This is a genomic window from Pseudomonas sp. GW821-FHT07F01, from assembly GCF_059418825.1.
Window position 1 is genome coordinate 569869 of sequence record NZ_JBWKQO010000003.1, and the last position, 13606, is coordinate 583474.

Consider the following 13606-nt stretch of genomic DNA (forward strand, 5'->3'; position numbering starts at 1 on the left):
CCGTGCTTGATTGATGCTCCCCGTTTTCACTCCTAAGGTGACTGCCACGACAGCGAACCCGTGGAGTGAGCATGACAACAATAATTTCCCCCGACGCGCGCTGGTCGCGGCGGCGCAGCGAAAAGCAGCGGCGCCTCGAGCAGGTGCGGGCCATCGCCGATGGCGTGGTGTTGCCGACCGACAAGATCGTCGCGGCCCTGGAAGCGCTGATCCTGCCCGGCGACCGGGTGGTTCTGGAAGGCAACAACCAGAAACAGGCGGACTTTCTCTCCCGCTCCCTGGCCAAGGCCGACCCGGCCAGGCTGCATGACTTGCACATGATCATGCCCAGCGTCGGCCGTTCCGAGCACCTGGACCTGTTCGAGCGCGGCATCGCCCGCAAGCTGGACTTTTCCTTTGCCGGCACCCAGAGCCTGCGCATCAGCCAGTTGCTGGAAGACGGGCTGCTGGAAATCGGCGCCATCCATACCTACATCGAACTCTATGCGCGGCTGGTGGTGGACCTGATCCCCAATGTGGTGCTCTCTGCCGGGTTCATGGCCGACCGCGCCGGCAACATCTACACCGGCCCCAGTACCGAGGACACGCCCGCGCTGATCGAGCCGGCGGCCTTCAGCGACGGCATTGTCATCGTCCAGGTCAACCAGCTGGTGGACGATGTCAGCGAGCTGCCCCGGGTCGACATTCCCGCGTCCTGGGTGGATTTCGTGGTGGTGGCCGACAAGCCGTTCTATATCGAGCCGCTGTTCACCCGCGACCCGCGCCATATCAAGCCGGTGCACGTGCTGATGGCGATGATGGCGATTCGCGGCATCTACGAAAAACACAACGTGCAGTCGCTGAACCATGGCATCGGTTTCAACACCGCGGCCATCGAACTGATCCTGCCCACCTACGGCCAATCCCTGGGCCTGAAAGGCAAGATCTGCCGCAACTGGACCCTCAATCCTCACCCGACCCTGATCCCGGCCATTGAAAGCGGTTGGGTAGAAAGCGTGCATTGCTTCGGCACCGAACTGGGCATGGAAAACTACATCGCCGCGCGTCCGGACGTGTTCTTCACCGGTCGCGACGGTTCCCTGCGTTCCAACCGGATGTTCTGCCAGCTGGCCGGGCAGTACGCGGTGGACCTGTTTATCGGCGCCACCTTGCAGGTGGATGGCGACGGCCATTCCTCCACCGTGACCCGTGGCCGCCTGGCCGGTTTCGGCGGGGCACCGAACATGGGCCACGACCCCCGCGGGCGCCGCCACGGCACTCCAGCCTGGCTGGATATGCGCCAGGATCAGAGCGATGCACCCCAGGCCATGCTCGAACGCGGCAAGAAGCTGGTGGTGCAGATGGTGGAAACCTTCCAGGAAGGCGGCAAACCGACCTTCGTCGAAACCCTCGACGCGGTGGACGTGGCGCGCAAGAGCGGCATGCCCCTGGCGCCGATCATGATCTACGGCGACGACGTCACCCACCTGCTGACCGAGGAAGGCATCGCCTACCTGTACAAGGCCCGTTCCCTGGAAGAGCGCCAGGCGATGATCGCCGCCGTGGCCGGGGTTACCGCCATCGGCTTGCGCCACAACCCCAAGGACACCGCGCGCATGCGCCGTGAAGGCCTGATTGCCCTGCCGGAAGACCTGGGCATTCGCCGCACCGACGCCAGCCGCGAGCTGCTGGCGGCGAAAAGCGTGGCCGACCTGGTGGAGTGGTCCGGTGGCCTGTACAACCCGCCCGCCAAGTTCAGGAGCTGGTAATGCACGCATTCAACCTGCAATCACCCACCCCGAGCCTGGCCGAGCGCCTGGCGGACCTGGCGGTGGACGCGCTGATCGACGAGGCCGACCTGTCGCCCAAGCCGGCCCTGGTGGACCGCCGTGGCAATGGCGCCCACACCGACCTGCACCTGGGCCTGATGCATGCCTCGGCGCTGTCGCTGTGGCCGGCCTTCAAGGAAATGGCCGACGCTGCCCTGCTGCTCGGGGAAGTGGGCCTGCCCCTGCGTGAAGCCCTGGGGCGCATTGGCCGAGAAGGCGAGCAGGCCATGCTCGCCACCACTGGTGGGGTGAATACCCATCGCGGGGCGATCTGGGCCCTGGGGCTGCTGGTGGCCGCCGCCGCGCTGGAACCTCAAGCCACGAGTGCCGGAAGTGTCGCGCTGCGGGCCGCGCGCCTGGCCTTGCTCGAAGACCGTTATGCACCACGCCCCTTGAGCCATGGCGCCCAGGTGGCGCTGCGCTACGGCGTGCGCGGTGCCCGCGAAGAAGCCCAGCAAGGCTTTCCCGCCGTGCTGCAACTGGGGCTGCCGCAGCTCAAGCGCAGCCGCGCCCAGGGCCATGGCGAACAGAATGCCCGGCTCGATGCCTTGCTGGCGATCATGAGCCGGCTGGCGGACACCTGCGTGCTCTATCGCGCCGGTGAGCTGGGCCTGCAGGCCATGCAGCAGGGGGCCCGGGCGGTGCTTGATGCTGGTGGCAGCGCCACCCTGGCCGGGCGTCGTCGCCTGCATGAACTGGATCTGCAACTACTGACCTTGAATGCCTCGCCCGGCGGCGCTGCCGACTTGCTGGCGGCCAGCCTGCTGCTGGACCGGATCGAATCCGGCGATGCTGTTAACCAGGGAGCGAACTGATGGAAACCTTGTCCTTTGAATTCCCCGCCGGCCAGCCCGGCCGTGGCCGCGCCCTGGTGGGCTGTGTCGGCTCCGGCGACCTGGAAGTGCTGCTGGAGCCGGGGCAGCCCGGCAAATTGAGCATCCAGGTACAGACCTCGGTAAACGGCAGCGCATCGCGCTGGCAGCACCTGTTCGAGCGCATGTTCGACGGCCAGACGCCGCCGGCGCTGTTGATCGACATCCATGATTTCGGCGCCACCCCCGGGGTGGTGCGCCTGCGCCTGGAACAGGGCTTCGAGGAGATCGGCCATGACTGACAGCGCACGCTTGTTGAACAAGCACAGCTTCGTCGAGCTGGGTGCTCGGCAGCGGGCCCGGGCACTCCTGGATGCCGGCAGCTTTCGTGAGTTGCTGGACCCGTTCCAGCGGGTCATGTCGCCCTGGCTGGAGCGCCAGGGCGTAGTGCCCCAGGCTGATGACGGGGTGGTGATCGCCAAGGGCAGCATCGCGGGTTCGCCGGTGGTGATTGCTGCCATCGAAGGCGCTTTCCAGGGCGGCAGCCTCGGTGAAGTGGGCGGGGCGAAGATTGCCGGCGCCCTGGAGCTGGCCGCCGAGGACAACCGCAACGGCATCCCGACCCGCGCCGTGTTGCTGCTGGAAACCGGCGGCGTGCGCCTGCAGGAAGCCAACCTGGGGCTGGCGGCGATTGCCGACATTCATGCGGCGATTGTCGACCTGCGCCAGTACCAGCCGGTGGTCGGCGTGGTGGCCGGCAGCGTCGGCTGCTTTGGCGGCATGTCGATTGCCGCCGGTTTGTGCAGTTATCTGCTGGTCACCCAGGAAGCGCGCCTGGGGCTCAACGGCCCGCAGGTGATCGAGCAGGAAGCGGGCCTTGAGGAATACGACTCCCGGGACCGGCCTTTCATCTGGAGCCTGACCGGCGGCGAGCAGCGTTTCGCCACTGGCCTGGTGGACCGCTACGTGGCTGACGATGTGGCACTGATCCAGGCCCAGGTCCGTGAGCTGCTGGCCCTGGGCTTGCCGTCGCGGCAACGCAGCCGCGAGGCCGAGCTGTACCTGCAACGTCTGTCCCGCCTGGACACGACGCCGCAAATCGATGCGGCGACGGTTCGCGACCTGTATCAAGGAGACCGCCCATGACTGCTAGTTCCCTGCGGGGCCTGAACTGGTTCGACGCCTTGAGTGGCGATGCGACCCCCGTGAGCGGCCTGCCACCTTCCTTGAAGGTTGCCGACGGCCAGTTGGACGGGCAGCCGGCGCGCTTCATTGCGGTAGTGCCTGACCCCGACAACCGTTTTCCCCGCGCACGCCAGGGCGAGGTCGGCCTGCTGGAAGGCTGGGGGCTGGCCAAGGCAGTGGATGAGGTGATCCGCGCCGATCAGGACCAGGAGCACAAGCGGGCGCTGATCGCCATTGTCGATGTGCCGAGCCAGGCCTATGGCCGGCGCGAAGAGGCGCTGGGCATTCATCAGGCCCTGGCGGGCGCCGCCGACAGCTATGCCCGGGCCCGCCTGGCCGGGCACCCGGTGATCGCCCTGCTGGTGGGCAAGGCCATGTCCGGGGCCTTTCTGGCCCATGGATATCAGGCCAACCGCTTGATCGCCCTGCGTGACCCGGGGGTGATGGTGCACGCCATGGGCAAGGCCTCGGCGGCGCGGGTGACCCTGCGCAGCGTCGAGGAGCTGGAAGCCCTGGCCGCCAGCGTGCCGCCCATGGCCTATGACATCGACAGCTACGCGGGCCTGGGCCTGCTGTGGGAAACCCTGTCGGTGCGGCAGATTGAGCAGCCGACGGCGGAGGATCTGGCCCGGGTCAATCAATGCCTGTTGGCGGCGATTGCCGATGTGCGGGCCAAGGGCGTCGACCTCGGCAGCCGTCTGGGCGCGGTGAACCGGGCGGCGTCGAGCCGAGTCCGGCAGTTGCTGCGGGAGCAGTGGTGAGCGGGTGCGGCCCCTGGCTGCCCCACGACCTGCTGTGGGGCATGACCCCGGCGCAGTTGCCGGGCGATGCGCCGGCCTGGGCCCATGCGGTGCTGGAGGCCGGGCAGCCGGTGGTGGTGCGCCGGGCCCTGACTGCACCGGGGCAGGTTGCGGTGGGTTTGCGCGGTGTTTCCCGGGAACAGCGCTATCCGGCGCTGCTGGATCTGCAAGCCGTGCAGCGCGGGGTGCGCCCCGAGCAGCTGTGTCATGTACCGCCCCAGGGCCCATGGCCGGCGTTGCAGGCGTTGCAGCACTTGCGCGATGAACTGGATGCCCAGGAGTGGATCTGGGGCGTGAGTGGCAGTGCCGGTTTCGAGCTGGCCAGCGGCGTGGCGGCCTTGCATCAGCACAGCGACCTGGACCTGATCCTGCGTACCCCGGAGCTTCTGCCACGGGCCCGGGCCCGTGAATTGCTGGCGCTGCTGGACGGCGCCGGTTGCCCGGTGGATATGCAATTGCAGGTGCCCGGCGGCGCCCTGGCCCTGCGCGAATGGGCCGGGCCGGCTGCCCGGGTTCTGCTCAAGAGCGCCAGTGGCGCGCGCCTGGTCAGCGACCCCTGGAACCCTCAGGAGCAGGCGGCATGAGCAGCCTGCTGGTGTTTCCGGGCCAGGGCGCGCAGCAGCCGGGGATGCTCCAGCGTCTGCCGCAAAGCCCGCAAACGCGGGCCTGCCTGCAAGAGGCCAGCGATGTGTTGGGGCAGGACGTACTGACGCTGGATTCACCCCAAGCCCTGGCCAGCACCCGGGCGGTGCAGCTGTGCCTGCTGATCGCCGGCGTGGCGGCGGCGCGCACTCTGTTGCAGCCCGATACTCGGGTGAACTACGTGGCGGGCCTGTCCATCGGCGCCTATCCGGCGGCGGTGGTGGCCGGGGCCCTGGAGTTTGCCGACGCCTTGCGCCTGGTGAGCCTGCGGGGTGAGTTGATGCAGCAGGCTTATCCACAGGGCTATGGCATGACCGCATTGATCGGCCTGGAACTGGCGGCGGTGGAAGGGCTGCTGGCCCAGGTCCACAGCTCGCAGAGGCCGGTGTACCTGGCCAATATCAACGCCGACAACCAGGTGGTGATCGCCGGCAGCGATGCCGCGATGCATGCCGTGGCCGAGTTGGCCCGGGGTTGCGGGGTCGGCGTGGCCAAGCGCCTGGCGGTCAGCGTGCCGTCCCATTGCCCACTGCTGGAACAACCGGCCCAGGCCCTGGCTGCCGCCTTTGCCGAGGTACCCCTGCAACTGCCGAAGCTGGCCTACCTCAGTGGCAGCCGAGCGCGGCCCATGCGCTCCGTGGAAGCGTTGCGCGACGACCTGGCCTTCAACATGTGCCGCGTCGTCGATTGGCGCGGCACGGTGCAAAGCGCCTACGAGCGCGGGGTGCGCCTGCAGATCGAATTGCCTCCCGGCGCGGTACTGACCGGGCTGGCCCGCCGGGTGTTTGCCCAAGGGACGGTGATCGCCTTCGACGGCGCGCGCCTGGACACCCTGCAAGCCCTGTTGAGTGAGGAGGGAAGCCGCGACCGATAGAGCACCGACTCAGGCTGACGAAGCACAAGAACAACAACTTCGACGATGCACTTTGAGGACTACGACAATGATTATCTACGGTGTGGCATTGCTGGCGATCTGTACGCTAGCGGGTGTGATTATCGGCGACATGCTCGGCGTGTTGCTGGGGGTGAAATCCAATGTCGGCGGAGTCGGCATCGCCATGATCCTGCTGATCTGCGCCCGTTTGTGGATGCACAGGCACGGCGGCATGACCAAGGATTGCGAGATGGGCGTGGGTTTCTGGGGCGCCATGTACATTCCGGTGGTGGTGGCCATGGCCGCCCAGCAGAACGTGGTGACGGCGCTGCACGGCGGCCCGGTGGCGGTGCTGGCGGCCATCGGTTCGGTGGTGCTCTGCGGTTGCACCATCGCCCTCATCAGCCGCACCCACAAGGGCGAGCCACTGCCGGCCGAGCCGCTGGAGCCGGGTGTGAAAGCCGCACCGGCAGGAGGGCGCTGAGATGTGGGATCTGATCGAGAAAGGCCTGGAGCACAACGGTCTGGTCACCGCCTTCGCCTTCGTCGGAGTGATCATGTGGGTCTCGGTGCTGCTGTCCAAGCGCCTGACGTTCGGCCGGGTACACGGATCGGCCATTGCCATTGTCATCGGCCTGGTCCTGGCCTGGGTTGGCGGCACCCTGACCGGTGGTCAGAAGGGCCTGGCGGACCTGGCGCTGTTTTCCGGCATCGGCCTGATGGGGGGCGCCATGCTGCGGGACTTCGCCATCGTCGCCACGGCCTTTGAAGTACAAGCCACCGAGGCGCGCAAGGCCGGGATGATCGGTGCCGTGGCGCTGCTGCTGGGTACGGTACTGCCGTTCATTGTCGGCGCGAGCATCGCCTGGGCCTTCGGCTATCGCGATGCGGTGAGCATGACCACCATTGGTGCCGGCGCGGTGACTTATATCGTCGGCCCGGTGACCGGCGCAGCCATTGGTGCCAGCTCCGACGTGGTGGCCCTGTCGATTGCCACGGGCCTGATCAAGGCGATCCTGGTGATGGTGGGTACGCCCATGGCCGCGCGCTGGATGGGCCTGGACAATCCGCGTTCGGCGATGGTCTTCGGTGGCCTGGCCGGCACCGTCAGCGGCGTGACCGCGGGGCTGGCAGCCACGGACCGGCGGCTGGTGCCCTACGGAGCCCTGACCGCCACCTTCCACACCGGGCTGGGCTGCCTGCTGGGGCCATCGCTGCTGTTCTTCATCGTCCGCGGCCTGGTGGGCTAACCCCCGCAGGAGCCGGCTTGCCGGCGAAGAGGCCCGTGAGGCATGCGCTGTTCTTGCGCACGCCTTCGCTGGCAAGCCAGCTCCTACGGGGCGAGTGCATCGCGGATTTCGTGCAGGAGCCGGCTTCTAGGGGGTTTGGCGGTTGGCGTACATCCGGCATTCGGCCAGGAGCGCCAACAGGTTCGGGTCGCGCTCCTTGGCCTTGAGAAACACCACGCCGATATGCTGCTGCAGGCGGTAGCGCGCCTGCAGTGGTATCAGTTTCACGCGGTTCTCATACACCGCCGCGATCCTCCCCGGCAGCAACGCATAACCGACCCCGGAGCTGACCATGCTCAGCAGGGTGAAGATGTCGTTGACCTGCATCGCCACCTTGGGTTCGAACCCCGCCTGCTTGAACACTCGCACCCCGTCCTGATGGGTGGCAAAGCCCTGGGTCAGGGTGATGAAGGTGGCGTCGCGCACGTCGGCCAGGTCCACTTCGCTCTGCTGGGCAAAGGGCGAATCGGCGGGGGTGGCGAGAAAAATGTCATCGGAAAACAACGGCAGTTGCTCGCAGTCCGGGTCATGGGCGCTGTCGTCCAGGGAAATCAGGATGGCGTCCACCTCCATGTTCTTGAGCTTGTACAAAAGGTCGATGTTGGAGCCCAGGATCAGGTCGATGTTCAGCTCGCTGCGGCGCAGCTTGAGGCCCATGATCAGCTGCGGCACGGTTTTCACCGTCAGCGAGTAAAGTGCGCCGAGCTTGAAGCGTTCTGCTGAAAAGCCCGCCGCTTCGCGGGTCAGGCGCACGCTCTCGACCACGTCCTGCACCAGCTTCTGTGCCCGTTCCTCCAGGACGAAGGCGCTTTCCAGGGGCGTCAGGTTGCGCCCTTCATGCTTGAACAGCGGGCAGCGCAGGGCATTTTCCAGGGAGTGAATGGCCCGGTGCACGCTGACATTGCTGGTCTGCAACTCGGCGGCGGCGCGGGCCAGGTTGCCGGTGCGCATGAAGGCCAGAAACACTTCGAGCTTTTTCAGGGTCAACTCTTCGTCGATGAGCATGGTCCGGACTCTGCTGAGGAGGGGCTGATGATGCCCGATCGGTCAGGACGTGGCCGCTGGTTTTTTCTCGGCCGCGCCCCAATAGACATATTGCGCTTTCAAGCTGCAGGCCTGAGCCTTGCGTGTTTTTTCAATGTTTCAAGGGTGAGCGACTGATGTATCACGGAGAAAGATTCAACGCCTGGACCCACCTGCTGGGGGCAATCGCGGCGTTTATCGGCGGCATCTGGCTGGTGGTGTTGGCCAGCCTGGATGGCAGCCCGTGGAAGATCGTCAGCGTGGCGATCTATTCCTTCACCTTGCTGGTGCTCTACAGCGTGTCCACGGTCTACCACAGCGTGCGCGGACGGGCGAAGAACATCATGCAGAAGGTTGATCATTTTTCGATCTACCTGCTGATTGCCGGCAGTTACACGCCGTTCTGCCTGGTGACCCTGCGCGGGCCCTGGGGCTGGACCCTGTTCGGCATCGTCTGGGGGCTGGCGCTGATCGGCATCCTCCAGGAGATCAAGCCGCGCTCCGAGGCGCGGATTCTCTCCATCGTGATCTACGCGGTGATGGGTTGGATCGTCCTGGTGGCGGTCAAGCCGCTGCTGGCGGCCCTGGGGCCAGCCGGCTTCGCCTGGCTGGCCACGGGCGGGGTGCTGTACACCGTGGGCATCATCTTCTTTGCCCTCGACAGCCGCCTGCGCCATGCCCACGGCATCTGGCACCTGTTCGTGATCGCCGGCAGCCTGCTGCATTTCGTCGCGATCCTGTTCTACGTCCTGTAGCGGCCGGCTGGCCGGCGCAGCGGGTCCTCTGGATTAGCACCGTGCTGGCGGACGCCTTCGCTGGCAAGCCAGCTCCTACAAGTGGCGGTCGAGCTGGGCCTGGGCCTGGCGGGCGAAGATTTCCAGCAGGCTGGCCAGGGTGTGGGGCGGCGGTTCTGCGGCGCGGGTCACGGCGTACAGGGTGATTGGCAGCGGCGGGCTCAAGGGGCGGATAGCGGTGTTGGCCGTTGAGGCGCCCAGGGCGGTGAAGGGGTCGATCAGAGCCAGCCCGGCGCCGGACTCGACCATGGCCCGGGCCAGGGAATAGGTCTGCACGGCAATGCTCACCCGCGGCGGCGGCTCCACCGACTTGAGGTAGCTGTCGAGCCGGGCTGACAACGGGTCGGCGCTGCTCAGGCCAATCAGTGGTGCGTCCGCCAGCTCCTGCAGCGCCAGGGGCTGGCCGCGGCTGTGTTCGGGCCAGAAGCCCAGCGGCGCCAGGGCCACCAGCACGCCCTGAGCCAGGGGTTGGGCGCTCAGGCCCGGGTGATCCGGGGGTTGCAGGGTCAGCGCCAGGTCGATTTCGCGCATCAGCAGGTTCTGTACCAGCTCGCGGCTATGGGCGCTGGACAGTTCGCACAGGCTGTCCGGGTAAAGGCGGGTCCATTCACTGATGGCGGGCGGCAGCAAGGCCAGGGCCAGGGCCGGTGTGGCGCCGATGCGCAGGCTGTGGCCCGGAGCCCGGCGCAGGTTCTGGGCCAGGCGCCGTACCCCTTGCAGGCTCTCGCTAACCTTGTCCACTTCGCGCTCCAGCTCCAGGGCTTCCGGGGTTGGCTGCAACTTGCCCCGCACCCGCAGGAACAACGGGAAACCCAGCTGCAGTTCGGCGTGCTGCAAAACCTTGGTCACTGCCGGCTGGGAGACATGCAGCAACTGCGCTGCGCCGCTGATGGAGCCGGTCTGGCGGATGGCCTGGAAAATCTCGATATGACGAAGGCGCATGGGGCAGTCCATAACCTTTGTTTATGGGAGGTCCATCTTTATTCATTGTCCGGCGCCTGTCACCTGCCCCTAACCTTGGGCCATCGACCAACAGGCCAGGGGCAGTCATGAGTCAGCGGGTTTGCATCATTGGAGGGGGCGTCATCGGCTTGGCCAGTGCCTACGCCCTGGTCCGCCAGGGCTTTGAGGTGACCCTGGTGGAGGCTCAGGAGTCCCTGGGCAGCCAGACCAGTTTCGCCAACGGCGGGCAGCTGTCCTATCGCTATGTGGCGCCTCTGGCTGATGCCGGGGTGCCCTGGCAGGCCCTGGGCTGGATGCTCAAGGGCGACTCTCCGCTCAAGCTGCGGCCACGCCTGGACCCGGCGCAGTGGCGCTGGCTGGCGGGGTTCCTCGGTGCTTGCCGGCACTCGGTGAACCGGCGCAATGGCGCGCACCTGTTGCGCCTGGCGCTGCTCAGCCAGAGCACCCTGCAAAGCTGGCGCGAAGAGGATGGCCTACAAGGCTTCGACTGGCGGCGCAACGGCAAGCTGGTGACTTTCCGCGAGCAAAAAAGCTTCGAGCACGCCCGGCACAACCTGGCGGACAGCGGCCAGCAACAGGTGCTTTGCGCCGCCGAATGCACGGCCCTGGAACCGGCCCTGGGGGATACGCCCTTCGTCGGCGGTATCTATACCCCGGATGAAGAAGTGGCCGACTGCCACGCCTTCTGCCAGCAACTGGCCACGCGGCTGCGCGCTTCCGGGCGCTGCGAAATCCTACTGGGCCAGCGGGTGCGGGGCATTCACCATGGGGGGGATAAGGTCCAGGCCATCGACCTGGGGGAGCGCGTGTTGCCGGTGGACCAACTGGTGCTGGCGGCCGGGCACCGCAGCGCCGAACTGCGCCTGCCCGGGCTCCAACTGCCGCTGTATCCGCTCAAGGGCTACAGCCTCAGCGTGCCCATCGGCCCGCAGCACCGGGCGCCGGACATCAGCATCACCGACTACAACCGCAAGATCGTCTATGCGCGTATCGGCCAGCAACTGCGGGTGGCGGCCATGGTCGACATCGTCGGTTTCGACCCGGCGCCAGACCCCGGCCGCCTGGCCCTGATGCGCCGTCAGGCGGCCCAGACCTTCGCCGAGGCCGGTGACTATCAGGCAGCCGTGGAATGGGCCGGCATGCGTCCGGCTACCCCCAGCGGCGTGCCGCTGATCGGGGCCACCGCCTACCGCAACCTGTGGCTCAACCTTGGCCACGGCGCGCTGGGGTTCACCCTGGCCTGTGGCAGCGGCCAATTGCTGGGCGAACTGATCGGCCAGCGTTGCACCAGTATCGACATGCAGGGCCTGGCGCCCCGCGTTGCCTGAACGTTAAAAGGAGTCTTCAGATGAGTATCCAGCGTATCCACAGCAACGAGCGCCTGAGTGGCGCGGTGAGCTTTGCCGGACTGGTGTTTCTTTCCGGGCAGGTGCCGGGGGCCAGCAGCGATATCGGCGGCCAGACCCGCGAGGTGCTGGAGAAGATCGACGCCTTGCTGGCCGAGGCCGGCAGCGACAAGGAGCACCTGCTCAGCGCGACGATCTACCTCAAGGACATCCAGGCCGATTTCGCGGTGATGAACGAAGTCTGGTCGGCCTGGCTGTCCCCCGGCCAGGCGCCGGCGCGCACCACCTTGCAGGCGGCCCTGGCGCGCCCGCAGATCCTTGTCGAAATCAGCATCATCGCGGCCCGCCGCTAACTGCCCTTACCCACAACGGAGAATAACAATGCATAAGATCACGTTGCTCGGCTGCACCTTGGGGCTGCTGTTCAGCGCCATGTCCCAGGCCAATGAAGCGCCTCTGCAGGGCACCCTGGCGAAGATCGCCAACAGCGCCAGTATTACCTTGGGTTATCGCGATGCCTCGGTGCCCTTTTCCTACGTGGGGGATAACAGCGGCAAGCCCATGGGTTATTCCGTGGAGCTGGCGAGCAAGGTGGTGGAGCGCATCCAGCAGCAGTTGCACCTGCCCAACCTGAAGGTGAAATACAACCTGGTGACCTCGCAGACCCGCATTCCCCTGGTGCAGAACGGCACCGTGGACCTGGAGTGCGGTTCCACCGGGGTGACGGCCGAGCGGCAGAAGCAGGTGGCGTTTTCCTACGGTTTCATCTACGTCAAAGGCCAGTTGCTGACCGCCAAGGACAGCGGGATCAAGAGCTTCGCCGACCTGCGGGGCAAGAACGTGGTGACCACGGCGGGGACCACCAACGAGCGCTTTCTCAAGAGCTACAACGTCGAGCACAAGATCGACATGTTCGTGATCAGCGCCAAGGACCACGGCGAGGCCTTCCAGATGCTCCAGTCGGGGCGTGCGGCGGCGTTCTACATGGACGATGCGTTGCTGTACGGCGAGCGGGCCAAGGCCCGGGATCCGCACAACTGGGTGGTGGTGGGGGAAGAACAGTCGCGGGAGATCTACAGCTGCATGGTGCGCAAGGATGACCCGCAGTTCCTGGCCCTGGTCAATGGCGCCCTGGCGGACCTGTACCGCTCCGGGGAGATCAACGGCATTTACCAGCGCTGGTTCCAGCAGCCGATTCCGCCCAAGGGCCTGAACCTGGAATTCCCCATGACCAGTGAACTCAAAGCGATCATCGCCCAACCCACCAGCGACCCGGTGCAATAGCCACCACCAGGAGGGGTTAGAAGTCGCCCCACAGTTGCTGGGCCACGGCCAGGGCCACCACCGGTGCGGTTTCGGTACGCAGCACCCGCGGCCCCAGGCGTGCGGGGAGGAAACCGGCGCTGTGGGACAGTTCCACTTCGGCGTCTGTCAGGCCGCCTTCAGGGCCAATGAGGAACGCCAGGCTGGCAGGCTTGGCGTGGCTTTCCAGGGGCTGGGCCACGGGGTGCAGCACTAGCTTCAGGTCGGCCCGGGCCTGCTTGATCCAGTCCGCCAGCAGCACGGGTGGGTGGATCACCGGGACCTGTGAGCGGCCGCACTGTTCGCAGGCGCTGATGGCCACCTGGCGCCAGTGCAGCAGGCGCTTGTCGGCGCGTTCGTCCTTGAGCCGCACTTCGCAGCGCTCGCTGAAGATCGGGGTGATTTCGCTGACCCCAAGCTCCGTGGCCTTCTGGATCGCCCAGTCCATGCGCTCGCCCCGGGACAGGCCCTGGCCCAGGTGAATCCGCAGCGGTGATTCTTGCTGGCCGGCGAAGCTTTCATTCAGCTGGACCCGAACCCGCTTCTTGCCCACTTCCACCAGAGCCCCGCGAAACTCGGTACCCGAGCCATCGAACACCTGCAGGGCAGCACCTTCGGCCATGCGCAGTACGCGCCCGATGTAGTGTGCCTGGGCTTCCGGCAACTCGTGTTCGCCTAGGCTCAGGGGGGCGTCGATAAAAAAGCGGGACAATCTCATCTGGGTTCTCTGTTGAATGTGAATCGGTGGAAAGCGTTCTGTGGCGAGGG

General features: G+C 66.4%; 16 protein-coding genes. 13 read left to right on the plus strand and 3 right to left on the minus strand.

Annotated features, from left to right (window positions below):
• Positions 1 to 71 precede the first annotated feature (71 nt).
• From mdcA to madM, 9 genes are all read left to right on the plus strand, one after another.
• On the plus strand, positions 72 to 1748 hold the full coding sequence (gene mdcA / locus AC07R1_RS13220) for a malonate decarboxylase subunit alpha (protein ID WP_258611264.1): 1677 nt from the start codon (positions 72 to 74) through the stop codon (positions 1746 to 1748).
• The gene (locus tag AC07R1_RS13225; RefSeq protein WP_015637357.1) at positions 1748 to 2623 is read left to right on the plus strand and encodes a triphosphoribosyl-dephospho-CoA synthase; all 876 of its coding nucleotides are present in this window, start codon (positions 1748 to 1750) and stop codon (positions 2621 to 2623) included. The genes mdcA and AC07R1_RS13225 overlap by 1 nt, the downstream gene beginning before the upstream one ends.
• On the plus strand, positions 2623 to 2922 hold the full coding sequence (locus AC07R1_RS13230; protein ID WP_015637356.1) for a malonate decarboxylase subunit delta: 300 nt from the start codon (positions 2623 to 2625) through the stop codon (positions 2920 to 2922). Before AC07R1_RS13225 ends, AC07R1_RS13230 begins: the two co-directional genes overlap by 1 nt.
• Positions 2915 to 3766, plus strand: a complete 852-nt coding sequence (locus AC07R1_RS13235) for a biotin-independent malonate decarboxylase subunit beta (protein WP_495110595.1) — start codon at positions 2915 to 2917, stop codon at positions 3764 to 3766. The genes AC07R1_RS13230 and AC07R1_RS13235 overlap by 8 nt, the downstream gene beginning before the upstream one ends.
• Positions 3763 to 4566, plus strand: coding sequence for a biotin-independent malonate decarboxylase subunit gamma (gene mdcE / locus AC07R1_RS13240; protein WP_015637354.1), 804 nt, complete (start codon positions 3763 to 3765; stop codon positions 4564 to 4566). Before AC07R1_RS13235 ends, mdcE begins: the two co-directional genes overlap by 4 nt.
• On the plus strand, positions 4563 to 5189 hold the full coding sequence (locus tag AC07R1_RS13245) for a malonate decarboxylase holo-ACP synthase (RefSeq protein WP_011063989.1): 627 nt from the start codon (positions 4563 to 4565) through the stop codon (positions 5187 to 5189). The genes mdcE and AC07R1_RS13245 overlap by 4 nt, the downstream gene beginning before the upstream one ends.
• Positions 5186 to 6121 (plus strand): malonate decarboxylase subunit epsilon, encoded by a 936-nt coding sequence (mdcH, locus tag AC07R1_RS13250; RefSeq protein ID WP_495110596.1) that lies wholly within the window; start codon positions 5186 to 5188, stop codon positions 6119 to 6121. Before AC07R1_RS13245 ends, mdcH begins: the two co-directional genes overlap by 4 nt.
• A 67-nt stretch (positions 6122 to 6188) precedes the next feature.
• On the plus strand, positions 6189 to 6605 hold the full coding sequence (gene madL, locus AC07R1_RS13255) for a malonate transporter subunit MadL (protein ID WP_015637351.1): 417 nt from the start codon (positions 6189 to 6191) through the stop codon (positions 6603 to 6605).
• A gap of 1 nt (position 6606) precedes the next feature.
• Positions 6607 to 7371 (plus strand): malonate transporter subunit MadM, encoded by a 765-nt coding sequence (gene madM, locus AC07R1_RS13260; RefSeq protein ID WP_011063986.1) that lies wholly within the window; start codon positions 6607 to 6609, stop codon positions 7369 to 7371.
• Between the two features lie 126 nt (positions 7372 to 7497).
• Here madM and AC07R1_RS13265 read toward each other — a convergent pair whose 3' ends face one another.
• Positions 7498 to 8415 (minus strand): LysR family transcriptional regulator, encoded by a 918-nt coding sequence (locus tag AC07R1_RS13265; RefSeq protein WP_015637350.1) that lies wholly within the window; start codon positions 8413 to 8415, stop codon positions 7498 to 7500.
• A 155-nt stretch (positions 8416 to 8570) separates the two neighbouring features.
• Between AC07R1_RS13265 and trhA the strand changes: the two genes are divergently transcribed.
• The gene (gene trhA, locus AC07R1_RS13270) at positions 8571 to 9188 is read left to right on the plus strand and encodes a PAQR family membrane homeostasis protein TrhA (protein ID WP_011063984.1); all 618 of its coding nucleotides are present in this window, start codon (positions 8571 to 8573) and stop codon (positions 9186 to 9188) included.
• A gap of 75 nt (positions 9189 to 9263) precedes the next feature.
• Here trhA and AC07R1_RS13275 read toward each other — a convergent pair whose 3' ends face one another.
• On the minus strand, positions 9264 to 10169 hold the full coding sequence (locus AC07R1_RS13275) for a LysR family transcriptional regulator (protein ID WP_495110597.1): 906 nt from the start codon (positions 10167 to 10169) through the stop codon (positions 9264 to 9266).
• Positions 10170 to 10276: 107 nt separating this feature from the next.
• Here AC07R1_RS13275 and AC07R1_RS13280 point away from each other — a divergent pair, with 107 nt between their 5' ends.
• From AC07R1_RS13280 to AC07R1_RS13290, 3 genes are read left to right on the plus strand one after another with little or no spacing between them, the layout of a single operon-like run.
• Positions 10277 to 11518, plus strand: a complete 1242-nt coding sequence (locus AC07R1_RS13280) for a D-amino acid dehydrogenase (protein WP_072443595.1) — start codon at positions 10277 to 10279, stop codon at positions 11516 to 11518.
• Between the two features lie 20 nt (positions 11519 to 11538).
• The gene (locus AC07R1_RS13285) at positions 11539 to 11889 is read left to right on the plus strand and encodes a RidA family protein (RefSeq protein WP_011063981.1); all 351 of its coding nucleotides are present in this window, start codon (positions 11539 to 11541) and stop codon (positions 11887 to 11889) included.
• Positions 11890 to 11917: 28 nt separating this feature from the next.
• Positions 11918 to 12820 carry a transporter substrate-binding domain-containing protein gene (locus tag AC07R1_RS13290; protein WP_011063980.1) on the plus strand — a complete coding sequence of 301 codons (903 nt, stop codon included), beginning with the start codon at positions 11918 to 11920 and terminating at the stop codon, positions 12818 to 12820.
• Between the two features lie 16 nt (positions 12821 to 12836).
• On the opposite strand, the gene AC07R1_RS13295 is transcribed toward AC07R1_RS13290, so the two are convergent.
• Positions 12837 to 13556, minus strand: a complete 720-nt coding sequence (locus tag AC07R1_RS13295) for a 16S rRNA (uracil(1498)-N(3))-methyltransferase (protein ID WP_011063979.1) — start codon at positions 13554 to 13556, stop codon at positions 12837 to 12839.
• Between the last annotated feature and the right edge of the window lie 50 nt (positions 13557 to 13606).